The organism is Pseudidiomarina piscicola (assembly GCF_902806985.1).
In the GTDB taxonomy this organism is placed as follows: Bacteria; Pseudomonadota; Gammaproteobacteria; order Enterobacterales; family Alteromonadaceae; genus Pseudidiomarina; species Pseudidiomarina piscicola.
Window position 1 is genome coordinate 416,363 of the sequence record NZ_CADCXY010000002.1, and the last position, 25,366, is coordinate 441,728.

General features: G+C 49.0%; 24 protein-coding genes. 17 read left to right on the plus strand and 7 right to left on the minus strand.

Annotated elements, in window-relative coordinates; all coding sequences use genetic code 11:
• Positions 1-15: 15 nt before the first annotated feature.
• Both PSI9734_RS06755 and PSI9734_RS06760 read right to left on the minus strand, forming a co-directional pair.
• Positions 16-1,176: a PQQ-dependent sugar dehydrogenase gene (locus tag PSI9734_RS06755; RefSeq protein WP_173920344.1), complete on the minus strand. Its 1,161-nt coding sequence runs from the start codon at positions 1,174-1,176 to the stop codon at positions 16-18.
• A gap of 72 nt (positions 1,177-1,248) precedes the next feature.
• Positions 1,249-2,163, minus strand: a complete 915-nt coding sequence (locus tag PSI9734_RS06760; RefSeq protein ID WP_173920345.1) for a hydrogen peroxide-inducible genes activator — start codon at positions 2,161-2,163, stop codon at positions 1,249-1,251.
• A gap of 177 nt (positions 2,164-2,340) precedes the next feature.
• On the opposite strand from PSI9734_RS06760, the gene PSI9734_RS06765 reads away from it, so the two are divergent.
• Together PSI9734_RS06765 and PSI9734_RS06770 are read left to right on the plus strand one after the other, a co-directional pair.
• Entirely contained in the window at positions 2,341-2,886 is a 546-nt protein-coding gene (locus tag PSI9734_RS06765) for a peroxiredoxin (protein ID WP_173920346.1), read from the plus strand.
• Positions 2,887-2,965: 79 nt separating this feature from the next.
• Positions 2,966-3,493 carry a carboxymuconolactone decarboxylase family protein gene (locus tag PSI9734_RS06770; RefSeq protein WP_173920347.1) on the plus strand — a complete coding sequence of 176 codons (528 nt, stop codon included), beginning with the start codon at positions 2,966-2,968 and terminating at the stop codon, positions 3,491-3,493.
• Positions 3,494-3,606: 113 nt separating this feature from the next.
• Here PSI9734_RS06770 and PSI9734_RS06775 read toward each other — a convergent pair whose 3' ends face one another.
• Positions 3,607-4,032 (minus strand): secondary thiamine-phosphate synthase enzyme YjbQ, encoded by a 426-nt coding sequence (locus PSI9734_RS06775; protein WP_173920348.1) that lies wholly within the window; start codon positions 4,030-4,032, stop codon positions 3,607-3,609.
• 201 nt (positions 4,033-4,233) lie between these two features.
• Between PSI9734_RS06775 and PSI9734_RS06780 the strand changes: the two genes are divergently transcribed.
• The 4 genes from PSI9734_RS06780 to PSI9734_RS06795 all read left to right on the plus strand — a co-directional run bounded on the left by PSI9734_RS06780 (position 4,234) and on the right by PSI9734_RS06795 (position 8,716).
• A complete protein-coding gene (locus PSI9734_RS06780) occupies positions 4,234-5,463 on the plus strand; it encodes a Zn-dependent hydrolase (RefSeq protein ID WP_173920349.1) in 1,230 nt (409 codons plus the stop codon).
• 203 nt (positions 5,464-5,666) lie between these two features.
• Positions 5,667-7,082, plus strand: a complete 1,416-nt coding sequence (gene ccoG / locus PSI9734_RS06785) for a cytochrome c oxidase accessory protein CcoG (RefSeq protein ID WP_173920350.1) — start codon at positions 5,667-5,669, stop codon at positions 7,080-7,082.
• On the plus strand, positions 7,075-8,088 hold the full coding sequence (locus PSI9734_RS06790) for a serine/threonine protein kinase (RefSeq protein ID WP_173920351.1): 1,014 nt from the start codon (positions 7,075-7,077) through the stop codon (positions 8,086-8,088). Before ccoG ends, PSI9734_RS06790 begins: the two co-directional genes overlap by 8 nt.
• 22 nt (positions 8,089-8,110) lie before the next feature.
• A complete protein-coding gene (locus tag PSI9734_RS06795; RefSeq protein WP_173920352.1) occupies positions 8,111-8,716 on the plus strand; it encodes a thiol:disulfide interchange protein DsbA/DsbL in 606 nt (201 codons plus the stop codon).
• Here the strand turns inward: PSI9734_RS06795 and PSI9734_RS06800 are convergent.
• Positions 8,682-9,596, minus strand: a complete 915-nt coding sequence (locus PSI9734_RS06800; RefSeq protein ID WP_173920353.1) for an acyltransferase — start codon at positions 9,594-9,596, stop codon at positions 8,682-8,684. The two genes, PSI9734_RS06795 and PSI9734_RS06800, sit on opposite strands and share 35 nt — an antisense overlap.
• Before the next feature lie 156 nt (positions 9,597-9,752).
• Here PSI9734_RS06800 and PSI9734_RS06805 point away from each other — a divergent pair, with 156 nt between their 5' ends.
• From PSI9734_RS06805 to PSI9734_RS06835, 7 genes are all read left to right on the plus strand, one after another.
• Positions 9,753-10,424, plus strand: a complete 672-nt coding sequence (locus PSI9734_RS06805; RefSeq protein ID WP_246194782.1) for a tyrosine-type recombinase/integrase — start codon at positions 9,753-9,755, stop codon at positions 10,422-10,424.
• Positions 10,425-10,496: 72 nt separating this feature from the next.
• Complete coding sequence (locus tag PSI9734_RS06810; RefSeq protein WP_110576454.1) at positions 10,497-10,838, plus strand: DUF4258 domain-containing protein; 342 nt, start codon at positions 10,497-10,499, stop codon at positions 10,836-10,838.
• Between the two features lie 9 nt (positions 10,839-10,847).
• Positions 10,848-11,288, plus strand: a complete 441-nt coding sequence (locus PSI9734_RS06815; RefSeq protein WP_173920354.1) for a helix-turn-helix domain-containing protein — start codon at positions 10,848-10,850, stop codon at positions 11,286-11,288.
• Between the two features lie 72 nt (positions 11,289-11,360).
• Complete coding sequence (locus PSI9734_RS06820; RefSeq protein ID WP_173920355.1) at positions 11,361-11,960, plus strand: RHS repeat-associated core domain-containing protein; 600 nt, start codon at positions 11,361-11,363, stop codon at positions 11,958-11,960.
• Positions 11,961-11,979: 19 nt separating this feature from the next.
• Positions 11,980-12,492, plus strand: coding sequence for a hypothetical protein (locus PSI9734_RS06825; protein ID WP_173920356.1), 513 nt, complete (start codon positions 11,980-11,982; stop codon positions 12,490-12,492).
• 105 nt (positions 12,493-12,597) lie between these two features.
• A complete protein-coding gene (locus PSI9734_RS06830; protein ID WP_484573204.1) occupies positions 12,598-13,686 on the plus strand; it encodes an RHS repeat-associated core domain-containing protein in 1,089 nt (362 codons plus the stop codon).
• A 390-nt stretch (positions 13,687-14,076) separates the two neighbouring features.
• A protein-coding gene (locus PSI9734_RS06835; protein ID WP_173920358.1) for an IS3 family transposase occupies positions 14,077-15,638 on the plus strand; the annotation gives its coding sequence in 2 pieces (ribosomal slippage) (positions 14,077-14,530 and positions 14,530-15,638; 1,563 coding nt in all).
• 777 nt (positions 15,639-16,415) lie between these two features.
• On the opposite strand, the gene PSI9734_RS06840 is transcribed toward PSI9734_RS06835, so the two are convergent.
• Positions 16,416-17,726, minus strand: a complete 1,311-nt coding sequence (locus PSI9734_RS06840; protein ID WP_173920359.1) for a type II toxin-antitoxin system HipA family toxin — start codon at positions 17,724-17,726, stop codon at positions 16,416-16,418.
• 3 nt (positions 17,727-17,729) lie between these two features.
• On the minus strand, positions 17,730-17,984 hold the full coding sequence (locus tag PSI9734_RS06845) for a helix-turn-helix domain-containing protein (RefSeq protein ID WP_173920360.1): 255 nt from the start codon (positions 17,982-17,984) through the stop codon (positions 17,730-17,732).
• Positions 17,985-18,299: 315 nt separating this feature from the next.
• On the opposite strand from PSI9734_RS06845, the gene PSI9734_RS06850 reads away from it, so the two are divergent.
• From PSI9734_RS06850 to PSI9734_RS06865, 4 genes are all read left to right on the plus strand, one after another.
• The gene (locus PSI9734_RS06850) at positions 18,300-19,037 is read left to right on the plus strand and encodes an endonuclease/exonuclease/phosphatase family protein (RefSeq protein WP_173920361.1); all 738 of its coding nucleotides are present in this window, start codon (positions 18,300-18,302) and stop codon (positions 19,035-19,037) included.
• Between the two features lie 140 nt (positions 19,038-19,177).
• Positions 19,178-19,819 (plus strand): cell division inhibitor, encoded by a 642-nt coding sequence (locus PSI9734_RS06855; RefSeq protein ID WP_173920362.1) that lies wholly within the window; start codon positions 19,178-19,180, stop codon positions 19,817-19,819.
• The gene (locus tag PSI9734_RS06860) at positions 19,816-21,270 is read left to right on the plus strand and encodes a Y-family DNA polymerase (protein WP_173920363.1); all 1,455 of its coding nucleotides are present in this window, start codon (positions 19,816-19,818) and stop codon (positions 21,268-21,270) included. Before PSI9734_RS06855 ends, PSI9734_RS06860 begins: the two co-directional genes overlap by 4 nt.
• Positions 21,254-24,394, plus strand: a complete 3,141-nt coding sequence (locus PSI9734_RS06865; RefSeq protein ID WP_173920364.1) for an error-prone DNA polymerase — start codon at positions 21,254-21,256, stop codon at positions 24,392-24,394. The genes PSI9734_RS06860 and PSI9734_RS06865 overlap by 17 nt, the downstream gene beginning before the upstream one ends.
• Before the next feature lie 7 nt (positions 24,395-24,401).
• On the opposite strand, the gene PSI9734_RS06870 is transcribed toward PSI9734_RS06865, so the two are convergent.
• The gene (locus tag PSI9734_RS06870; RefSeq protein ID WP_173920365.1) at positions 24,402-24,950 is read right to left on the minus strand and encodes a gamma carbonic anhydrase family protein; all 549 of its coding nucleotides are present in this window, start codon (positions 24,948-24,950) and stop codon (positions 24,402-24,404) included.
• Between the last annotated feature and the right edge of the window lie 416 nt (positions 24,951-25,366).

A 25,366-nucleotide genomic window follows, 5' to 3' on the forward strand; every position in this document is an offset into this window, starting at 1 on the left:
AATGAATTACCTTGTTTAATCGTCTGCGTTAGAGATGCGGATGAACTTACCGTTACGGTCATCGGTGAGCAGATAGATAGCGCCATCTGGGCCCTGCTCAATATCACGTATACGCTGCTCGACAACCTGTTCGAAGAGCGCTTCTTCGTGCATCACGCGCTTGCCTTCTAAATCCAGTCGCGCAACTTTAGATGCTTTCAGTGCACCAACTAAAAGGTCACCTTGCCAAGCTGGGAATTCGTTTCCGGTATAAAAAATCATGTTTGAGGTCGCGATCGAGGGCAACCAATAATAATGCGGCTGAACCGTACCTTCGACATGGGTTTTATCGCTAATAATACTGCCGTCGTAATCGATACCGTAGGTTGCTAGTGGCCAGCCATAGTTATGTCCGGCAACCGGGATATTAATTTCATCTCCCCCTTTCGGTCCGTGTTCCACGGTCCATAAGGCACCGGTTTGGGGGTGAATCGCGGCACCTTGGACGTTACGGTGCCCATACGACCAGATTTCAGGCAATGCCCCTTCTTGCCCGACAAATGGGTTATCTTCTGGAATACTGCCGTCCGGCCAAATACGTACGACTTTACCGTGGTGGTTATCCAATGTCTGAGCGTCGTCCATGGCCGAATAGCGGTCACCTAAAGTAATAAACAGGTAGCCTTCAGGAGAAAATGCTAATCGAGAACCAAAATGTGCACCGCTCTCATACTTCGGTGCACCGCGGAAAATAACTTCTACGTCTTGTAAGTTATTACCTACGAGTTTACCGCGGGCAACGGCTGTGCTGTTGCCTTTACCGCCGGCTGGGTCTGCTTCAGAATAGCTCAGGTAAACCCAACTGTTCTCACCAAAGTCAGGATCGATAGCGACATCTAATAACCCTCCTTGGCTCTTGTAAACTACATCGGGAACCCCCGAAATAGCATTACTGATAACACCGTCCAGTCCAACTCGGCGCAGGCTGCCTGACTTTTCCGTAATCAGTGCTTCACCGGTTGGTAAGAAGGCCATTCCCCATGGAAAATTTAAGCCATCAGCGACGGTCGTAACTTCCACCGTGTGTCGTTCGGTTTGCGCCTCAGCGGCATAGGCGTTGGTGAGTGCGGCACCAGCGACTGCTGTGCTGCAGAAAAGTGCGACGGTCGATAGTTTAAAAAACGTGTGCAACATCATGTGCTCCTTTTAGGAATGTTTGTCTTTACTATAGACGAAGTTCGAATTTGGATGACTTTGATTGCGATTTTCTTACGTCAATGTGCGTTCAGGTAACAAGTCGGCGACAACTTCGGCAAGTTTGCGGAAGGTTTGACGTCGATTCGTAGTTGATCGATAAATCAATCCAATATCACGGGCTGCGTGCTGCCCTTTAGGTTGGAGTGCGACCAGCTCGGTACCGTTTAAAATGCCTTGTTCAATCGCCATTTGCGGCAAAAAGGTCGCGCCCAGCCCAGCGTCTGCCATCTGTACTAAGCTGTGTAGACTGGTTGCCGTAAATGGGTTGATCTTCGTTGAGTCAGCTAGCTCACAAGCCGCAACAGCGTGCCCCGTAAGGCAGTGCTCTTTTTCCAGCAAGTAAATCGAGTTATCGGGAAGCCGGCTATAATTCACTGGTTCATCGAGTTTTGCCGCCAGTGACTTGTGCATGACCAACTTGAATGGATCACGGCCGAGCATATAGCTTTGATGACCTTGCAAATCCATGGGTAGCGCCAGTATCAATACGTCGAGCTCACCGTCGCGTAGAAGTTGTAGTAAATTTTGGGTGGTGTCTTCGCGAATATTAAGCTGCAGCGACGGATAACATTTCTGCACTTGCTTACTTAAGTGACCAAGCAAAAAAGGCGCGATGGTGGGAATACAGCCAAGCCGCAGCGGGCCGTCCATGGCGTTACCCTGGCTCTGCGCGAACAACATGAGTTCTTCAGTTTCAGTAATGATTTTGCGCGACTGTTCGACAATTTCCTCACCCATCGCGGTGAACAAAAACGACTTGTGATCGCGCTCAATAAGCTGACAACCTAGCTGCTCTTCAAGGTTTTGAATACCACTACTAAGCGTCGACTGACTGACATAGCAGGCTTGTGCCGCTCGGTTAAAGTTTTGATGTTGGTGCAGTGCCAACAAATAACTCAAGTTTTTTAAACTGGGTAACTTACTCATGAAGCCTCGCAGAAAAGTTTAATCATCTTTTTCGATTATCATAATCCCTTTTATTCGTTTTAACAAATCAACCAAACCGCTTAGTATTCTCCCCGTACCGAGATGAAGGCCAGTTGGCCGCCATCTATCACACGATTCAATACAGTCTGAAACGTCGAATAATAGGAGACATTAAGTATGTTAACAGTAGGCGATAAATTACCAGAATTCTCAGTTGTTGCAGCTAAGCCTGGCTTTAATATGCCAGAAGAAAACGGCGACAGCGCCTTTGAAACTATCACTAACGATAGCTTTGAAGGTAAATGGAAAATCATTTTCTTTTATCCGAAAGATTTCACGTTCGTATGCCCAACAGAAATTGTTGAGTTCGCCAAGTTGAACGAAGAGTTTGCTGACCGTGACGCAGTGGTTCTTGGCGGTAGCACTGACAACGAGTTCGTGAAGCTAGCATGGCGCCGTGAGCACCCAGACCTGAAAAGCTTGAACCAGTACTCGTTCGCTGATAACGGTTCATTGGTTGATGGTTTAGGCGTTCGTGACCAAGTAGAGAACGTTGCCTTGCGTGCAACCTTCGTCGTCGACCCACATGGCGTAATTCAACACGTGTCAGTGAACAACCTGAACGTAGGCCGTAACCCAACCGAGATCTTACGTATCTTAGATGGCTTACAAACGGATGAGCTGTGTCCATGTAACCGCGCTGTGGGCGGTGACACCCTATAAGCAACATCATCACCCCCACATTTGATGATGTTACTTTGAGTGCCGCTGCGGCGGCACTCCTTTTTGAGGAGGAATCTAGATGAGTATTGCAGATTACAAACAAGGCTTGGGCGACCACGGTAAAGACACTAAACTCAATTTGTCGAACATTTTCGGTAATGTTGATACCTCTGGCATGACCCCGACCCAATTTTACGGCACCGCGCTGTCTCTTGTTTATGCGATGGGCGACGACGAGTTAACCGCTGCCGTTGAAGCAGAAGCAGCAGATAAAATTGAAGACAACGTTATAGGTGCCGCGAAGCTAGCTGCCACCTTAATGGCAATGAACAATATTTATTATCGCTTCGTACACCTCAGTAGCGACAAGCAATTTAGCAAAATGCCAGCCGGCTTGCGCATGAATGGTATGGCCAACCCTGGTGTAGATAAGGCCGACTTTGAACTGTATTCACTGGCTGTTTCGGCACTGAACGGGTGTGGTATGTGTATTGACTCACACGTTGGCGTATTACTGAAGCATGATATTTCAGCGCAAGTGATTCAACACTCGATCAAAATGGCAGCTGTTTTAAATGCCGCTGCAACAGCGCGTCGAATCGCTTAAAAATCATTCGGCAACTGTAACATGTTTGTCATGATGGCCAGCTAGAGTGGCCATCGAATTCCCTGAGATCTGGTTGTTCCAACCCTTTTGCCCGGCCTTGCGCCGGGCTTTTTTTAGGTCTCGTACTGCAAAGTTAACACCAACTCACGCGCGCCGCCGTGATCACGGTGTTCGCACAAGTAAACACCCTGCCAGGTACCTAAATTCAAGCGTCCGTTAGTGACTGGAATTGACACACTACTGCCCAGCAGGCTCGACTTCAAATGTGCCGGCATATCATCCGGACCTTCGTAGGTATGCACATAGTAGGGCGCGTGCTCAGGCACCATCTCGTTAAAATGGCTTTCAAAATCTTGCCGCACGGTTGGGTCAGCGTTCTCGTTGATGGTCAATGATGCCGACGTATGCTTTATAAACACGTGCAGCAGCCCCGCCCGCACCGTACTTAACTCAGGCAATGCCGCCTCGATGTCATTCGTAATTAAATGAAAGCCACGCTGCTGAGCAGCTAATTGAGTTTCAGTTTGCTTTACGCGCATGTTACTGACCTTGTATTTAAGAGATGCACTAATTCGATAGTAGATATTCGATTTAAGCCAACAAAGTTATCAGGGTAGCTAGTGTGAGTAAAATAAGTAAAAACACTGTTTCGCCTATGGGATAAGGGTTCTGCGCTTCTGATTTGCTCTATTGCGTTGCAGTATCTAAGCTTTATCGAGCAACGACAAAATAGGAGTCCCATGGAAATTAATTGTGAGCGCCTAAAAGAAAACCTCATCGAACTTTCAAAAATTGGCTATAACGAAGACGACCGTGGCATTTATCGCACTGGTTTTAGTGATGCCGATATGGAAGCGAGGCGATGGTTGCAACAGAAAGCCAAAAGCGCCGGCTACGATACTTTCATGGACGGTGCCGGTAACGTGTTTTTTGGCCGTGGAGACCGAACCGAACCGACCGTGCTGATGGGCTCACATATTGATACCGTGCCTGCTGGCGGTATGTTTGATGGTGCGCTTGGCGTGATGGCAGCACTTGAAGTGATGCAAACGTTGGACGATAACGGCTGTTCGCACGAGACACCTATTTGGGCGGTGGCAACCGCCGAAGAGGAAGGCCGCTTCGGCGGTATGTTCGGGGCGCAGGCGATTGCCGGAAAACTTAACCCAGACTGGGTGTTATCTGCCCACGATGCCGATAATGTTTATTTGAAAGATGCGATGGCCGCTCAGGGTCTTGAAGCGATGGATGCGCTTGACGCCGCTTGGCGACCTGAACAGTTGAAAGGATATCTCGAGCTGCACATTGAGCAGGGGCCGGTACTTATTCAAGAAAACCTACAGATTGGCGTGGTTGATGGTATCTCCGGAGTTTTTAAATGGATAGTGCATTTGAAAGGTAAGGCAGACCACGCAGGTACGGCGCCAATGCATATGCGAAGTGATGCCTTTATGGGCCTCGCTGACTTTGCGCATGAGATCGACCGCATCATTGCAGAAAATGGTACCGATAAAACCAGAATTACCGTGGGTAAAGTGGAGCTAAAACCAGGTAATCCCCACACAGTTCCAGGTGAGGCGGTATTCACTATTGTCGGTCGTGACATGGAAGAAAGTGTAATGGAAGAAGTCGCCAGCGCGTGTCGTAAAGCTCTTTCGGCGATAGCTCGGCGTCATCGTTTGATGTTTGAATATGAGCAGACGAGCTGGTTAGGGCCAAAACCCTGTTCATCGAAGGTGACGGATCTTATTGAAAAACAAGTTAAAAAACGCGGTTATAGTTACCTGCGAATGCCCAGTGGTGCAGGTCACGATACCCAGTTTATGTCTGAGATTACCGACGCAGGACTTATTTTTATTCCTTCAGTAAACGGCGTGAGTCATGCGCCTGACGAGTGGTCTCATTGGCATGACGTTGAAGCAGGAACCAATATATTGCTGGATGCTGTGCAAGCGTTAATTAAGAATTAAGCTTCCAGTAAGCCATGTTTAATTGCCGCAGGCAGCTACAACGAACGCAAACACCGCGCGCCCTCGCAGAGTTAAATTAGCCAGCTGTAGAGGGGGCAAACTTTTTCATGAGATAAATCCCCCTATTTAACGGTGAAAAAAGCAGCCAAATAAGCGTATAATCCCTTATATCTTGTGGAAATAGCTGAGGGTGACGTACGGTTATGGAGCAGAAAGTCAAAGTGATGGCAGCTGATAAAGTTAAGATCGAGCGGCCAGATCCAGATAAACGCAGTAATGATTACGCGCCGCGAAGCCGTATTTATGTGCGTGATGTAAAAGGGAAGCTTGAGTGGTTTAGGCGTAGCTTTGGCTTTTTATTGCTGTTTGTGTTTGCGCTTATTCCTTGGCTACAGTGGAATGGCGATCAAGCGGTGTTACTCGACATTGCGAACCAACGCTTCCGCATTTTCGGCATGACTCTTTGGCCGCAAGATCTGACAATTCTTGCGTGGATATCTATCGTTGCAGCGTTTGCACTATTCTTTGTCACCACCTTATACGGGCGTGTCTGGTGTGGATTCATGTGTCCACAAACCACTTGGACTTTTATTTTCATGTGGTTTGAGAAAAAAATCGAGGGGCCACGTAATAAACGTATCGCACTTGATCGCCGAGCGTGGGACCTTGATAAAATTTGGCGAAAAGTCGCGAAGCATACGGCGTGGCTTGTTGTTGCCCTACTCACGTCAATGATTTTTGTCGGTTACTTTACCGACATACAAAACCTTTTTACTGATTTTTGGACCTTGAATACAGGTTTTTGGGCCACGTTCTCAGTTTTATTCTTTACGTTCTGTACCTATGGCAACGCTGGCTGGATGCGGGAAATCATGTGCACGCATATCTGCCCCTACGCGCGCTTTCAGTCGGCAATGTTCGATAAGGACACCATCACAGTGTCCTACGATCCTAATCGTGGCGAGCCTCGTGGGCCGCGTTCTAAACGTACCGACCACAAAGCGAAAGGGCTCGGTGATTGTATTGATTGCAATATGTGCGTACAAGTCTGCCCAACTGGTATCGATATCCGTAATGGTCTTCAGTATGAATGTATTAACTGTGGCGCCTGTGTTGATGCGTGCAACGATGTCATGGACAAAATGAAGTACCCACGAGGGCTCATTCGGTTTACCACTGAACGAAACCTTGAAGGTGGACGCACTCGGAAAACCCGTTTCAAAGCGGTTGGTTACTTTATTGTCATGATAGCAATGACAGGGCTACTCGTTTGGGATATTTCAACAAGAAAACCTTTAGAAGTAGATGTCTTACGTGACCGGAATCAGCTCTACAGCATCAGCATGGAGGGGTGGGTGCAGAACGTTTATACCCTGAAGATTTTGAATAAATCGCAGCTGCCACAGCGTTTCATTATTGCCACTAAAGGCTTCGAACGTGTGCAGTTGTCGGGTATGACCGAGCTGACCATTGCCGGTGGTTCAGTGGCCACAGTACCGGTTACTCTTGCGGTACATCCAGACGAAGTCACCGAGCGCGTACAAGATATCGTCTTTGTGGTTTCTAGCACCGACGGTGAAGTGGTGGAGCAACACCAAACGAGTTTCCTTTATGAATAATGCCACGGGTGCGGCAACAGACTTTAGCTTTTCGGGGTTAACACCAGATGTCATTGCAAATGCGTTGGCGAGTGTCGGAGTAGATCCGGCGTCAGGGCTGTTAGCGTTGAATAGTTACGAAAACCGAGTTTACCAGTTCGTTGCCGACGACACCAAGCGTTATGTCGCAAAGTTCTATCGTCCAGCGCGCTGGCGCGACGCGCAAATTCTTGAAGAACATGCGTTTACTGCTGAGCTACTCGCCGAAGATGTGCCGGCGGTAGCGCCGCTGGAATTAGATGGGGCAACCCTGCACTACTTTGAAGGCTATCGTTTTAGTGTGTTTCCAAGTGTTGGGGGGCGCGCGGTAGAACCCGGCGACATGAACGAGCTGGAGCGCATTGGGCGCCAAATTGGACGCTTGCATGCGGTGGCCCGTCAAGGTGAGTTTAAGCACCGCGGCACCATTAACGCCGACTATTTTGTCACGCAATCATTGCAGACATTGCGGCAAACCGAGCTCATTCCTGAAGGTCTTCAAAACGCCTTTTGGGCCATTGCCGAACCTTTAGCTGAGCGGTTGCTAACAACCGACTTAGCTGCCTATGATAAGCAGCGTTTGCATGGCGACTGCCATCTTGGCAATATGCTGTTGCGTGAGGACGAGCTGACCTTTGTTGACTTTGACGATGCTCTCACCGGTCCTGCTATCCAGGATTTATGGATGATGCTGGCCGGCGATGATCGCCAGGAACGCTGGATGCAGTTGGACGCTCTGGTCAGCGGCTACGAAGAATTTTGTGACTTTGATGCACGCGAAACGGCTTTGATTGAACCCTTACGCGGTTTTCGCATCATACACTACATGGCGTGGCTGGCACGGCGCTGGCAAGATACTGCATTTCAACGGGCATTCCCCTGGTTTGCTGAGCAGCGGTATTGGGAGCAGCAGGTGCTGGCAATGAAAGAACAGCTTGCAGCATTGCAAGAAGCTCCGTTAGAGTTACATCCGAATTTTAATTGTTAATTGGAACCAACAGGAATCCACCATGAAAAAGATGTTGTTTGCCGTACTGGCATTGATGATGTTTCCCGTAGCTGCACAGCAGTTCGAGGAAGGCGTGCACTATGAAGTGATTGCTGAACAGGGTACTGAGCAGCCAGAAATTAAAGAATTCTTCTCGTTTTTCTGCGGTGCTTGCTATCGGTTTGAGCCTATTGCGCAAGCAATGTCAGACCAATATCCAGATGCTTTTGATAAGTCGCATGTTTCGTTTATCAATTACAAAGATCAGGGCATGATGATGAATCAAGCCTGGGCACTTGCCGAGCAGCTCGATAAAGACAAAGAAATTGCGGCAGCTATTTTCCAGCGCAACTTCGTGCAAAACAACATGATGGGTAGCATGGAAGACTTCGAAGCGGTGTTTGCCACCAATGGCGTGAGCAGCGAAGACTTCAATAAAATGATCAACAGCTTTGCAGTGCGCGGCATGGCCAACAAAATGGATCGTGAAGCCGCTAATTACGGTGTGAACTCAACCCCAACCTTTATCGTTAACGGTAAATACCGACTGCTGCCACAAGGCTTCAGCGAAAGTGAAAACTTCGTCGATGACTTTATTGCTGCGGCGGGTTATCTGCTCGAGAAGTAAGCTTCTCAATCACCTCATCTTTACGTTTCCAGCGTTGGTTCAGCCAGCGTTGGAAGCGGTCTTTAAACGCCTCGTCGTTGAAGTAATCGCCAATTAAATCATCTCGCATTGGCAAGGTTTCCACGTTTACGTAGATGTCGCGAAGCTGGCCACTTAGTAGCAACCAAACCGCTGGGCGCTTACTTGACGGGTAAACAATAGTGATATCCAAAATAGCGTCAAACTGATCACCCATGGTTTGCAAAGTGAACGCCGTGCCGCCGGCCTTTGGGGGCAGCAAGTGTTGAAACGGACTCTTCTTGCGCTGATGTTTTTCTGGAGTAAAGCGCGTCCCCTCACAGAAATTAATCACCGTTGTGGGAATATGTCGGAACTTGGCGCACTTTTGTTGTGTGGTGGCAATATCGCGCCCCTTCAGATGTGGCTTGCGGGCAATTTGTTCACGGCTGTAACGCTTCATAAAGGGCATATCTAAGGTCCAGCAGCCCAAACCAATAATTGGCGCCCAAAACAATTGCTGCTTCAGGAAAAACCGCGGCATCGGCATATTGCGCGACGCTAGGTGCATCAACACCAGGATATCGACCCAACTACGATGGTTGCACAAAATCATGTACCAGCGATCGCGATGCAACTCGGCATCGCCATCGATGTGCCAGTGCATGGGCTGCGTCAGCCGAAACATCATCGACATCGCATAACCCCAAACCCGGAACAGCGCATTAGCCACCGTTGACAGCCCACGCTGCACAGCAGGAATAGGCAGTAGCAACTTAGGCACGCCGATGAGGATAATCAGCACACCAATAATCGCCGTAGCCACCGCACCAAAAATAAAATTAATAAGCACCCGAAAAGGTGCCAAAAGCAACGTAAGCATGGAAAAACCTGAGTCAATCTGCAATTCATCCATCATACGTAAATAATTAAGCCTTGCTCAACTTTAATAATGAGGATTTAGTGGTCTTGGCTGTGATAGGCCAGTAAAAATGGCGCAGCACAGAAGCGTAACCTTCTGACGTTCGTGAAAACCTTTGTGAAGTACCTGTACATTAAAGGGTTACTATCGGCTAATCCCCTTCAGAATATTGAGCTTCCATCAAAAGGTGAGCAGATCCCCAAAGCACTCTACACAGAGGAGGAAATCGAAGTCATACTTGAGCAACCGCTGCTGTTCGGCATTAAAGGACTGCGCGACAGGGCAATACTCGAAACCTTTTTTGCGACAGGCATACGGCGCGGTGAGCTTGTTAAGCTCAATGTTGACGATATTGATTTCTCAGCAAAGCTTGTTCGTGTTCATGGCAAGGGAAAGAAAGAGCGCCTAGTGCCAATCAGTCAGCGGGGCTGTGAGTGGGTCGCGTTCTACATCGGAAAAATCCGCCCCATGTTTGCCTTCGTTGGTTCCGGGAAATCGTTATTTCTTGCGAACAATGGGAAGCGCTACATACCGGGAAAGCTGTCAGACATGGCTTCTCAATATGTGAAGCTTGCCGGGTTTGACCGCACCGGAGCTTGTCACCTGTACCGCCATAACACAGCGACAACGATGCTGGATAATGGTGCAGATTTAAGGCATATTCAAGAGATGCTTGGCCATGCAAGTATTCTGACAACCCAATTGTACACGCATGTAAGCCGTAAGAAACTCTCACAAATCTATCAGGACACTCATCCCTCAGCGCGAGGCGGTAGCGGGTTGTTTTGATGATTTAAAACAATAATTGACATTGTGCATTCAACCTATCAAAATGATAGGTATCAGGTTGATAGGTTTTTGATGAATAAAAACAATCCTAAAGGCGTAAACGAATTTCCTCTGTCGGAGGAAACCGCCAGAAAGATAATGAATGATCTGGCAACGAATTATACTCACAGGATTCGATGGAGCAATCACGTCAAGGAACGCATGAGGGAGCGAGGGGTTACTACTGGACAAATAATCACCTTACTTAAGAGTAAGCATTCAGTATTCAGAGAAGGCCCGTATCCAGAAGTGAACGGAGACTGGAAATTTAACTTGAAAGGGTTAGCAGCAGGCAAGGTTATTGAATTGACTGTTGCACTTAAGAATCATCATGACAGTCCTATGTCAGTTCTGGTAACTGTATGGCTTGATTAAGAGGTTGGTATGTACCATTACATTGAAAGCGGTTTATCAAATATATATCTCAAAAATGGTTTTACCGTTGAACACATCGATGGTGAAGAGTATACAGGCATTGATGATATGAATGGGCTGCATAGAGCGATAGGACAGGCTGTTGTGGACAGCAGAAAACCACTTACGAATGAAGAGTTTAAGTTTTTGCGTATTGAGATGAATATTTCTCAGAAAATGCTTGGGACACGCTTTGGTGTAGATGAACAGACAATCGCCCGTTATGAAAAAGGCAAAACAAAAATTCCGCGAACTACAGACGCGGCTTTAAGAACTCTGTACATGGAAAGCCAAGAAAAAAATAATCCAGTGAGCTATTTTCTTGATCTACTGGCGGATACAGAAGCAGAGGAAGCCGCAAAAGAAATTCGCCTAGAGGAAATAGAAGATCACTGGGAAGTTGCCGCCTAGATACTTTAGAGCGGGTCAGATTACGAGGGACTGTCCTTTATAAATTCTGGTTCCTACATCGTACTAATTTATATGCAGGCACGATACTATGATCCAGTCATAGGTCGTTTCTACTCGAATGATCCGGTTGACACTCTAGGTCACATGTCTCGTGGTAACCCAGTTCAAGGATTCAATCGTTACGCTTATGCGAACAACAACCCTTATAAATACACAGATCCTGATGGTGAGTTTTTAGCTTTACTATTTACACCTCCGGGTATCGCAGCGATAAAGTATACTGCGACTGCATTAGTTGGGATTATGGGTGGAGTTGCAATACATGAAAATGTAGTAGAACCCATGATGAATGAGTCGAGCGTACCCGATGTTCCAGATGTTTTAGTGGGTGATCAAAGTGACGACCGGGCAGGCTCAAACAAAAGTGGCAGAAGGCATACCTCTGGTCCTCTCACGCCTGAGAATGGTGGGACTGGAGACTATGAGGCCGATTTGGAAACCCTTACTGGAGGGACAAGCCCAGCCGGAGACGAAGATTCAGCTCCGCCGGGAAGCCAAGTCGGAGAAAATGGTATTTTTGGTAGACCTGATAACAGCACTGGTGGAGCAAGTATTGACATTCCGGCTAAAGGGGATAAACCTCATGAAACATTGCATTATGATAAGCAATAGATAGATTTTGGACGTAATTATGAAATGTTTACCGATGAAAACGGGCAACTCAGAATTGAATAAGATCATTGAGTTGCTCCTCGGTTCAAAGTTGATTGGATTCGAGATACCTAAAAACCAGAGCTTGTCTTGTACATGGTCATTGAGGCTGTTTTTTGAGAATTGCAGTGATGTTTTATGCTGTTCATCCGATGTTGCAAGTGCTGGTAACGGTGATTGGCAAGAGTATGGATTTCTAAAATTAGATATCACTGATGAAAGCTCACTAGGTAGCCGTGACAAGTTTAATTTCAGAGAAATAACACCAATTGCATTCACAAAAGTCTCTAAATTAGTAAATAATGAAGATGATGTTGTCGCCGAGTGTGGGCTTCTAATGACCACAGAGGAAGAGAAGCAAGTTGTAATATCTACGGCACCTGCTCCGGGAGCAGTAACTGTTAAAGCTGAGTTTTACGATGGCGAGTACGATCCGGAAATTCTTTTTGAGGATTTACAACAAACTAAACTTAATGGACAGCCACTTTATTGAATCCAAAGCCTCGCCCTCGCGGGGCTGTGTTTGAGGGTATTCAATATTTTGTGTCAACGAGGTTTTGATAGGTCTAAATGATCATCCTGTCGGCCGTCGAAGCGAATGCTCAGTTGCATCAGCTCCTCAGGCGCTGCGGCAAAGAACTACAGCTATTTTAATTACGACGCGCGGGGCAATATCACCCACAACAGCCATGTTGGCATGAGCTACAACCTGGCCAACCAGATGACCTCAGCGCTTGGCAATAGCTACATCTACGACGGCCACAACCGCCGCGTAAAGGTGGCGGGCAACGGTGACACCCGTTACTATCTTTACAGCCAGTCAGGGCAACTGCTGTTTAGTGAAGAAAATGGCGTTCAAACGAACTACATTTATCTTGGTGGCAAACTCATAGCCGAGGACAGTCAGGGCGTGACCACCTTTGTCCATTCGGATATGTTGGGCAGTCCGGTGGCAAGAACCAACGCCACAGGCACGGTGCAAAGTCGCCGGCATTACAAGCCTTTTGGCGACACTTACGAGACGCCAAGCTACGACATCGGGTACACCGGCCATAAGTATGATGATGACTTAGGGCTGAGTTATATGCAGGCACGATACTATGATCCAGTAATTGGTCGGTTCTATTCCAATGATCCTAAAGATACACTGTCGTTTATTTCTGAAGGAAAAATTCAAGGCTTTAACAGATACGCTTACGCAGCAAATAATCCTTATAAATATACTGATCCTGATGGAAAAGACTATGTGTCAGCATTTATATCAATTGACATACCTTTTGTCGGTGGTGTTGATGTCGGAGCTGTCCAATTTACTAAAGATGTGATGACTGGACGAGGTGAAACCGATATAGGTCTATTTGTCACGGTGAGTAAACCAACAGATGATGGATTAGGACTAGTTGATACTACAGGAATAGGTGGAGCCACTATTGGAGCTGGAAAGGGAAGTAATACTAGAAGCACTTTTGATGGTACTAACGCTAGTATAAAAGCAGGTGTAGGAGTCGCAACCATTGGTGCAGGTGGACTTCTTAATTCAAGCCAAGATAAAAGTCTAACGGCGGAAGTTGGCCCCTCTATCGGTTTAGAGGGATATCAAGAGCAGACTTTTTCCATAACAGCAGGTGATGTTATCGATACGGTGAAAGGATGGTTTTCAGAATCACCTAAAGAAGACGCTCAGTAATAATAAAGGCTAGCCAAATGAATTTAATAATAAAGAAAAGATACTACCATTTAAAAAAAGCACTAACATACTTTTGGTTACCGATTATCGCTGTCTTGGCTGGATCAGTCTTTCCTCCATTAGCGATAATTGGGATGGTATTTGTAGCGTATGGCTTTTTCAGGTACATAGCTTATGCACTCAGTCCTTGCCCTAAATGCGGCGGTCATTTTTTTGGTTTCCCTTCCATCATATCTGGGAGTTGTTATTCAATGATAAATGATTCATGGAAGTGCAATTGCTGTGGTGAAAAACTTAATGAACAGAAAGAGTAAATGTATTTGAATCCCCCTCTGGCAGGATAGTTGTCACTACTTAAAAATTAACCAGTTGGGGCGTTAAGGCTTAATAGTGCCACGCTATTCAGAAGAACGTAAGCAGTTGGTATTAAGTAAAATGATGCCGCCGTTGAACATGACGATTGCAGAAATTGCACGAACGGAAGGCATTGGCGAACAAACCCTTTATAATTGGCGTAACAAAGCCAGAGAACAGGGGCGTCCAGTGCCAGGAAATAAATCAACACCCGATCAGTGGTCCGCTGAAGCCAAGCTCGCGACCGTGATCGAAACCGGCTCCATGAGTGAAGCTGAGCTCAGCGAATACTGCCGTGAGCGGGGACTCTATGTCGAGCAAGTCAAAGCCTGGAAGACTGACTCGCTAAAAGGCTTCGCCAGCTCACACGAGCAGGAGCTTGAAGCCAGGCGTCAGCGTAAAACTGACCGCAAAGAAATTAAACAGCTCAAGCGTGAGCTGCGTGAAAAAGAGAAAGCGTTAGCTGAAACTGCTGCTTTGTTGGTTTTGCGAAAAAAGCTGGATGCGCTTTGGGAGAACGACGACGAGGACGATTGACCTCGGTCTCACAGCGCATTCAGTACGTGTCGTGGATACGTGAAGGGAATCAAGCCGGTGCTCGCTTGCGCCTTGCCTGCGATGAAGTTGGCATCAGCCTGCGCACGTATAAACGTTGGTACCGCGGCGGTAAAGTGACTGCCGATAAACGCCCGGAGGCGATACGGCCAGAGCCGTTGAATAAACTCAGTGAGCACGAGCAGCAGGTCATTCTGGATGTGTGCAATGAAAGCCGCTTCGCCAGTTTGCCGCCGACGCAAATCGTACCGGCGTTACTGGATGATGGTGTTTATTATGGCTCTGAGTCGACGTATTACCGGCTGTTAAAGCAACATGGGCAATTGCATCATCGTGGTCGCAGTATGGCACCCCGGGTAGCAAAAGCACCGCAAACATATGTCGCCATAGCGCCTCGTCAGGTGTTCTGCTGGGACATCACATATTTACCCAGCAATGTGCGTGGTCAGTTCTTTTACCTGTACATGCTTGAAGACTTATTCAGCCGCAAAATCGTCGGCTGGGAAGTCTATGCAGAAGAATCAGGTGAGCTGGCAGCCGAACTGCTGCAACGCACACTGTTACGCGAACACTGCGCCCATAGTGGTCTGGTTCTACACTCGGACAACGGTGCGCCCATGAAAGCGCAAACGATGCGTGAGAAAGCGTATGAGCTTGGTGTGACCACCTCGTACAACAGACCGCGTTTGAGCAACGACAACCCGTTTGCGGAATCGCTGTTCAGGACCTGCAAATACCGCCCTGAGTGGCCATCAGCGGGCTTTAAAAGCCTCGATGAAGCAAGACAGTGGGTATTGAAGTTCACGCGCTGGTATAACTACGAGCACAAGCACAGCAAGCTGCGCTTCGTAACACCAGAGCAGCGCCACACAGGTCAGGACAAAGCGATACTCGCGCGACGCAAAGCTGTGATGGAGGCGGCGAAAGCTCAAAACTCAGTACGCTGGGGTAAGCGTCAGGTTCGCAACTGCATGCCAGTTGGACCGACCACCCTTAACCCGGCAAAAGAGCCGGTCAAACAGGAACAAAAGCAGGCCGCTTAAACCGGCTGATGGTGACAACTAACTTGAAAAACACCGACACCTAGGCATGTTTTTGCAGATGGCCTAGTGAATCAAACCGGATTTGTCGGAGGCTAATAATCTTGAGAGAATTAGCCAACGAACAAAAGAATCACTGTACTCTTCCCGACTACGACAGTTGGCCTTTCCCTAGAGAAATAAAAGACAACTAGGATGGGGCGAGCCGTCCCTTGCGTTATAGTGTTGCCGAAGGCCTATCTAGTAAAAAGATGGTTGTTGCGGTTGGAACATGTGGAAGCTTGTTGAGATGAAAAACCCATTATCGCCATTTGACACGTTTGTCGTGAGTGTGACCTTTTTTCTCGTTGCGTCGCACTTGCTTTTGAAATATGCGGATGGCGCGCGGTTTTGGCTGCAACAAGAACTTGCGCGCGGAGGTCGAGTTCATGTGTTCCCTTGGTTGTTTTTTATCCATTCAAAAATGGTGCCGCAGGGTTTGAGTTTTCGGCTGAAATGATGAAACAAGGCTACCCTAGTGGAAATGTCTACTATTGTATTGGCGGTGAGCTGGCGATTGGCGCTGAAGCCATAGAAAAAGTTGAATTTAGTAATCGGCAGGTAACGATGTTAACGTTCTCAACACCAAGTGGCGACTATATGGTTCTCGGCTTGCCCGCATGTCCAAAACGGCGGTCCTGCCGTTTTGTCGAACCTGTGACCTCTGCCTCCGGAGGGCAGTCACCGGCATGTCACTCCCGAGAGGATTCGAACCTCTCGGGAGCTATCTCAGCAGAACAACTACCGCGCAAGTCGCTGTACATATCTACGCATGCCATCGAAGATCGGATTAGCAATAAAACTGGGGAAGGTAGCGGGTAATTCATCGGCAACTTTTTGTATCACATCTTCCGTTCGCGCAGCCATTTCATCCAATATCCCATTCATGGAATCTTCACTGAAGCCGACTTCTTTCGCTGTCGCCAGAAAGTGCTCTCGACGAATCATACGACATTCGTACTTTCTTCCCCGACTACCTTTGAGAGACATGGCTAACTTGAGATCTTTTTCGTGTAAGCCCTTTTTACTAATGGCAGGAAAAGCCGACAAGATGTCATAGAGAGGTGTGAGGCGATACTGACTTCCTCGCACAATAAAAATTGAAAAGTTCTTCGCATGGCCGTCGGTAGCGCCCAACAACCAAAATAAAACCTGGGCGCGCATAAACACATGGCGGTCTTCCATCGGATTGCCGGAGCCCAGCAGTTCTCTCATGATTGATGCGATTGTCGGGCCACCATCGGTTTCGTATTTTCTGGCTGGCGAGGTGCCTGTGACCTGGCAAAAATCTTCTTGCGGAAGACGCATAATCCATGAGCCATCTGCGCTGAGCTTGCGATCAAAGCGTTCCACGGCGAGCGCTTTCATATTGTCAGGGGCGATGATATCGCAATTTGCTGTGTCAAATCCGTAGGCTTTGGCGATTTTTAAGCACAAATATTCATTTTCAACGCTGTGCTTCATGTCGATGACGCGGTCATGGGACTGAATTTCGCCAATAGGTAGCTTGATAATATAATTTGTTGGCGTTGCGTTATGCGGTAAATGCCATTGTCCGTTGTGAAACAATAAGGCTGTTTTTTCTTGTGCTCCGGCAATTGAGATACGAAAGTCGCGCTCGTCCTTCAACATGCCCAGCGGGGTTTTAGATTGATATCCCCTCAGGATTCTCCCAACTTGCTTTTCAGTGAGTGGGCTGGCTTCAATATGTTTAATATTGGGCAGTAGAGAGTGGTGGGGAACCAGCTGAATGGCACCAACACAGTCACGTCCGATTTGCGCTAAAATATCAAATGGTTCGGTCGAATTAGCCTGGAAACGCGCAACAATGCGTTCACGAATTTCACGAGAGTCAGGAATAAGATTGTCAAAATAATTATAAACTTCTGGCCCCTCGTAAGGGGCGCTTTGAAGGGGTAATGACATGGAAATGCTGCGTCGTCCGGGTGATACCAACCAGTTTTTGTCATAGGTGAACTGGTTCGCCCCGCTGCGCGTTCGGGTATAGTCGCCAACCTTAATGCCGTTCATATAAACATCAAGCTTGTCCATGGGTTACCATCCTTCATTCCATTGGGAGGCGTTTTCGTTTTGTGCTTGGTTACGAGTCGTTATATCAATTTTTAGATTGAGAGCCGCCAGAATTTTGAAAACAGTTTCTAACTTACACGTCTCAGGTCGATTTTCGAAGTTCGAAACAGTAGCAACACGGATGCCGACAAGCTCAGCAATATTTGCCTGAGTGAGACCTTGTTTATTTCGGTGGTCTTTTACTAAGGTACTCAGTTGCTCGGGTCGGGTGATATTCATGATTTGATTGCTCCGAAATGTTTCGTTTCATAGCGAGTCGTATGAAGATACGCTGTGGCGTAATATATTCGCAATATACGCTAGAGCGAAAAATCTGTCAATATACGCTTCGGCGCAAAATCGGTAACTTTACGCCAAGGCGTAATTTTCGTTTCATTAAGCTGTGATCATAAGGCGAGCGACAGCGAAGCGCGGCTTTTACGATAAAATATGTACATCTGACAACCCAACTGGGGCCGACGAAATGGTCATAACTGGCCTATAATGTTTGCGCAGGTGGTGTAGTAAGAGTGCGAATTTTCAAAAGGCGGAAGTGTGCTTAAACCCAAGGTCGTGATTCCTCAGCAGTTCCTACATGAGCATCCTATTGTTCATGGTGAAGAGTTTGGTGTGCTGTGCTGGAACACTCAGAAACTGACCGAAACACCCGAGTTTCAGCACGCTTTAGCTCGCGTTTTAGCCGACTTTCCTTGCTTATTTTTATTGCTCCAAGAGGTGAAGCTGAGTGCGAAAGATAATTGGCTACTCCGTCATTGGTCTTATGCTGTTGCTCCGAATATGCAAACACGTCGCTCTACTTATGGCGTACTTACCGCAAGCCAGTATTCTTTTACAGAAGCTCAAGCTCGACTGAGCAGAAAGCGCGAAGGCATGTTCGCCACACATAAAAGTTATATGCTCTCGTATCACTCACTCGCAGAAGGCGGCTCATTGTTAGTCGTCAATGTCCACGCGATCAACTTTGTTCGCACGCATCAGTTTTCGCAAGAAATAGAGCTCATCAAAGAAGAGATCTTAGGCCACAAAGGGCCGCTCATTGTGGCTGGTGATTTTAACGTGTGGAGCCGCCAACGCCGTTTGCGCTTGCTGCAATTCTGTCGCAGCGTGGGGCTTCGGCAAGCGATTATGGTTGACCCACATCATATTAAGACCTACCGCCAACACCCGCTGGACTTCATCTTTTACCGCGACCTTTCACTTCAGAAGGCGTCAGCGATTGATACAAGTACGGTGTCCGACCATAACCCCCTTTATGCGCGCTTTAAGCTATAGCGGTATAAGGTTCAATCATGCCCACGTCAAATTACGTGGCGGTGTCGCTATGGGCGAAACATTGTCACGAAGCGCTTGCGGGTGGCGGAAAAAACAGCTAAATTAATACTGTATAAATGTACAGTATTAGCGAGGTTGTTATGGCACATCCCTTACAAGAGCTGGTGCACAAAGGATGGGTCTGGCAAGGCCGCGAGGCCGCTGAACAGATAGCACCAGAGCAGTTGCAAGATACCGGTTGGTCCGACTTAAACCGTCGTTTGGGCGGCGGTTGGCAGCGTGGTGCGCTGCATGAAATACAGGTTCGACAAAACTTTCAGGGTGAGTTGGCGTTGTTGTTGCCGACACTGCGAGCACAAGAAAAGCCGTGTTTGTGGGTGAACCCGCCCGCGCAGCCGTATTGGCCTGGATTGGCTTATCAACAATTGCAGCAGGCGCCCATTTGGTTGCACGAACGCGACACAAAACAAGCCTTATGGGCATTTGAGCAAGCTCTGCAAAGTGAGGCCTTAGGTGCAGTGGTTGCCTGGTTTGCTGAGCTGGACAGTCATGCCGTACGGCGATTGCAGCAAGTGGCAGCGAAGCATGAGCAGCTCGCCTTTGTGATCACGCCATGGCAGACGCACTCAGAAGCCCGATCCTATGTAAACCGCTTACAACTAGAGTGGCAACAGCAACAATTGCAGGTTGCTGTTGTAAAACGCCGTGGCGGCTGGCCGTTACCGGCGGCGCCTTGTGGGGTAACTCAGTTATTGCCGAAACGGCGTCGGTTATCGGCATGAAACAGCCGAAGCTTTGGTGGTTTTTGTCAACGCCACAGTTGTTGCTGGATGAGCAGTTGAGCTTACAAAGCCAGGAGCAACAGCAACAACCACAAGTTCTATGTAGCAGTGAAGGACAGCGTGGACCCTATGTGGTGCAGGCAAATGCTGCGGCACATGCGGCAGGCATCCGACTGGGCATGCCAGCTGTCAGCGCCAGTACTTTGGTGCCGGAATTGCGTCAACGCGATTACGATGCCAAGCGCGAAGCCGCAGTCCTACACCGTTTAGCTCAATGGCTGTATCAGGATATTGCGCATATCGCACTGTACCCACCCCAGGGATTGCTATTAGAAGTACAGCATTTACAGCTGTTATACGGCGGCTATCAAGGCGTGCAGCAACAGTTGCAGCGGCGCTTACGCAGACTCGCTGTTAATGTGGTGCTGGCGGCTGGCTACAACCCTTTAGTTGCGAGAATTTTGGCGCAGTCAGGATGCTCGCTGCTTAGCGCGGAGCGGGAGCAATTACAGGCGGCTTTAGCGCGGGTCTCCATTGCTTCGAGTTTGTTGCCAGCGCAGCAACAGCAGCAGCTACAGGATGCCGGCATTGTCCAGCTTGGCGACTTGCTGCGACTGCCGGTGAGCGAACTGGGCGCTCGCTTTGGTCGCGCCATGATCAGTTATGTGGCGCAATTACGCGGTGAGCTTTGTCCACCGCAGCAGTATTTTGAGCCGCCTGCTAAGTTTCGTGAACGTCTGGATCTGCTAACAGAAGTTGCCTCATGGCAGCAACTGCTGTTTCCATTGCGACGCTTGCTGCAACAGCTGGAAGCGTTTCTGCAAAGTCGTCAATTGAGTGTCACAGCTTTCGTGTTGCTGGCGCACCATCGGAAAGAGACGCCTACCCGGGTGCGCATCGCTTTTGCACTGCCGTTGTGGCGTAGTCGGGATATGCAGCAGTTGGTGCAGCTTCAACTTGAGCGCCAACGGCTAACTACGCCGGCGCTGGAGCTCAGTTTGCATGCAGATGAATTCAGTGAGCGTCAGGCAAGCACCAGCAACTGGTTTCCGAATAAACAAGATGTGCATTACCGGCAGCAGGAAGAGCGGCAGTTACAACGGCTATTTGGCAAGTTGCAAGCACGCTTAGGCGAGGCTGCAGTGCAGCAAGCCCAGGCATTGACAGACTGGCGCCCGGAAGCTGCACAAAGCTGGCAAGCTGGTGCTGAGCCGGCTCTGTCAGCTAAGCCTGAGGTAACTTTACCACGACCGGTATGGTTGCTGAGTGAGGTTGAGCCGATCACGATTCAAGACTGGCAATTGCATTGGGGGCCAGAGCGTATTCAAAGCGGTTGGTGGGACGGCCATCCAGTTGATCGGGACTATTTTATCGCGATTGACTCAGAGCAGCGCCAAGGCTGGATCTTTAAAAGTCAGGGAGCATGGTACTTACATGGCTGGTTCAGCTAATACCGCAGTACAGTGGCGGCCAAGCGCGCTGAACTGCATCACCAATTACAGTTTTTTGCATGGTGCGGCGCATCCGCACGAGTACATTGAGCGTGCCGAGCAGCTACAGTACCGGTCCCTGGCGATTACCGATGAGTGCTCGGTGGCTGGTGTGGTACGGGCTTTTGTGGCCATGAAAGGACTAACAACAACGGCCCCTGATGGCGGCCTGCAGCTGCTCATTGGTAGCTTTTTTGTGGTACCCGAAGTCGGAACACTGATTGTGATTGCGCAAAGCCGGCAAGGCTATGGGCAGCTCTGTCGCTTGATCAGTCTGGCACGTAGTCGCTGCGCTAAAGGTAGTTATCAAGTTACGATTGACGACGTTTTGCAAGGGCTGGATGACTGTCTGCTGTTATGGCGACCCCAGGCAAAGTGTTTTAGCGAGCAGGTGACAAAGCTTCAGAAAGCCTTTCCCGAGCGGTTGTGGTTAGCCTATACACGTCATTATCAAGCCAGTGACGTGAGCGAAGTGCGCAACTATCAGCGTTATCACCAGATGAGTCAGTTGCCGGTGGTGGCTGTTGATGAGGTGCTCTACCCTACGCCGGAACGCCAACCCTTGCATGATGTGATGACCGCTATCCGGCATCGGCAAAAGGTTGCGGACGTACGCGCCGAGCTGCGACCCAATGCCGAGCACTATTTACGCTCGGCGGCGGAATTGCAGCGTTGCTATCCGCAACAGTGGTTGCACGAAGCTGATGCGATTGTGCGCCGCTGTCAGTTTAAGCTCAGTGAGCTCAGTTACGAGTACCCTGCTGAGTTAGTTCCCGCAGGCTTAAGTGCCTCTGATTATCTACGCCAGCTCGCTTATGCGGGTGCCAAACAGCGGTTTCCTGACGGTCTGCGCAGTGACGTGCAAGCGAAACTGGAGAAAGAACTCAGTCTGATTGCTGAACTAAAGTACGATTATTTCTTCTTAACCATTCACGACATTGTGCAGTTTGCCCAGCAGCGCGGCATTTTGTACCAGGGCCGAGGTTCTGCGGCGAACTCAGTGGTCTGTTACTGTTTGCAGATCACCGCCGTAAACCCTGATCAAATTGATGTGTTATTTGAGCGCTTTATCTCGAAAGAGCGTGACGAACCGCCCGATATTGATGTGGATTTCGAGCATCAGCGGCGGGAAGAAGTGATTCAGTACATTTATCAGAAGTATGGGCGTGACCGCGCTGCGCTGGCGGCCACGGTGATTCGTTATCGCCTGCGTAGCGCCTTTCGGGATGTCGGCAAGGCGCTGGGTTTTAATGAGCAGGAACTGGGCCATTACTTGCGGCAAATCGATCGCCGTGATCAAGATACGCCCTGGTATGAACAGCTGGTCGCTTTGCAGCAAGGCTTACCGCAAACGGAACGTGGGCGGTGGTTGTTGCAGCTCACGGAGCAGTTACGGGGCTTTCCACGGCACTTATCGCAACATGTTGGTGGTTTTGTGATTGCCGCCGGGCCGCTGGCCGATCTGGTCCCTATTGAGCATGCCAGCATGGCCGATCGCACGGTCATTCAGTGGGACAAAGACGACTTAGAAACACTGAAACTGATCAAGGTCGATGTGCTGGCGCTGGGGATGCTCAGCGCGCTGCGTAAAATGATGCAACTGGTTAGCGAGCATTATCAGCGGCCGCTCGAACTTGCCACTATTCCGACGGAAGATCCGAAGGTTTATACGATGCTGCAGCGTGCAGATTCGGTGGGCGTGTTTCAGATCGAGTCGCGTGCGCAGATGAATATGCTGCCACGTCTGCGTCCTTCGACCTTTTATGATCTCGTGGTGCAGATAGCTATTGTGCGGCCAGGGCCGATTCAGGGTGACATGGTGCACCCGTATTTGCGGCGTCGGGCCGGTGAAGAAGCGGTAACCTATCCCAGTGAAGAGGTTCGTCAGGTCACGGAGCGCACCTTGGGTGTGCCTATATTTCAGGAGCAAGTGATAAAGCTGGCGATGGTGGCTGCGGGCTTTAGTGGCGGTGAGGCTGACCAACTGCGCCGTGCTATGGCGAACTGGCGCAGTACGGGCGAGTTACAACAGTTTGAGACGAAGCTGATTAGCGGTATGCGAGAGCGCGGTTACAGCTTAGATTTTGCCCAGCGTATTTATCAGCAAATCTGTGGTTTTGGTGAGTACGGCTTCCCTGAGTCACATTCGGCTAGTTTTGCTAACTTAGCCTATGCCTCGGCATGGTTTAAGTACCATTACCCGGCGGCCTTTTATTGTGCGCTTTTGAACAGTTTGCCGATGGGCTTTTATTCCGCGGATCAATTGTTACAGGATGCCCGCCGTCATCATCTAACCGTGCTTCCCGTGGATATTCAGGTCAGCTGCTGGTCCCATCAACTGGTGCCCATGCAAACGGGGTATGCGATTCGCTTAGGGTTGCGCCTGATTAAAGGTCTAGCCAGAGAACAGGTTGAGGCCGTACTCGATCAGCGTCCTGTAACTGGTTTTGCGACCTTGCAACAGCTGCGTCAGGCGGGCGCCTCCCCTGCTCTGCTACAACGGTTGGCAGCCGCCGACGCTCTACAGAAGATCAGTGGTCACCGTTATCAGAGTCAATGGCAAGCCTTAGCGGTAAAGGCAGAACAGTTACCATTATTTAGTGCGATAGAATCAGGTGCGACAGAAACGCCACCAGAGCAGCAGTTACCAAGGCCCACGGAAGTCAGGGAAATTGCTGCAGACTATCGTGTGTTGGGTACCTCGACGCGGCGACACCCAGTGGCGCTACTAAGAGAGCAACAGTTGTTACGCGGTGTTCGTACCGCCGCAGAGTTAGCCAGCTGTCGGCATCAGCAAGTGGTCTGCGTAGCGGGGCTGGTGACCTGTCGGCAGCGCCCCGGTACTGCAGGTGGGGTTACCTTTATCACGCTGGAAGATGAAACCGGTATGGTAAATGTGGTGATCTGGCAGGCCACGGCACGAGCGCAACGCCAAGCGTATCTGACAGCGCAGTTACTCAAAGTGTATGGCAAGGTAGAAATCCACGGTGAGCTGGTGCACGTGATTGCCGGACGCCTGGAAGACGGCGCGCCACTGTTGGCCGAGCTTGAGCTACAGGCCAACCGGTCGCGCGACTTTCACTAAGCTCTGACTACACTGAGTGTACGTTTAATGCGTATTCGTCTTTCAGCATCACATAGTTCGCTGCCGACTCAGGCAAAAAGGCAAGCTCTTCGTCGTTTAACGGGCGCTGTTCTTTTACTGGGCTTCCAACATAAAGATAGCCGCTGCGCAGCACCTTTCCTGGAGGTACCAGGCTACCAGCACCTATAATTACATCGTTCTCGACAATGGCACCGTCCATGATCACAGCGGACATCCCAATTAATACCCGTGCACCAATAGTACAACCATGTAGCATGACGTGGTGGCCGACGGTTACATCTTCGCCGATAACGAGCGGATGCCCTTCTGGGTTCCGACTACTTTTACGGCTGACATGCAGTACACAGTTATCTTGGATGTTGCTGCGCGCGCCAATCCGAATAAAGTTTACATCACCGCGCGCTGAAACGAGCGGCCATACACTACAGTTATCACCTAAACTAACGTCACCGACGATGACCGCGCTTTGGTCTATATAAACGTGTTCACCAATCATTGGCTCTATGCCTTGGAAACTGCGAATATCACCATTCATCGAGACTACCCCTCAAATTGTTGTCTTTTTGATCTTTGAACTATAAAGAAAGACTAGCAGAAAGCCTTTAAACAGGCGAGTTGATATAAAAAAGCAGCGATTTGACCAACAATCCAGCAGTCAGCAAAAAAACATGCAAAAACTTGAAAACGAGGCTTGACGTGGCGACTTAAATCTCTAAAATGCGCTCCACGCTTGAGGCAGGCAACGAAGCCGCCAAAAGCACAAGTTTTCAGTCAAAAAAAATTATGCCGAAAGGCTTGACAGAAAGCTCACAGGCTGTAGAATGCGCAGCCTCGCTCAACGAAGCGAAACGTTCTTTAACAATATACCAAGCCAAGCAAACTGTGTGGGCACTTACCGGATTCAGGCAGAGAAAGCATCTACGGATGCGAGTATTCTTTCGTATAACGAAG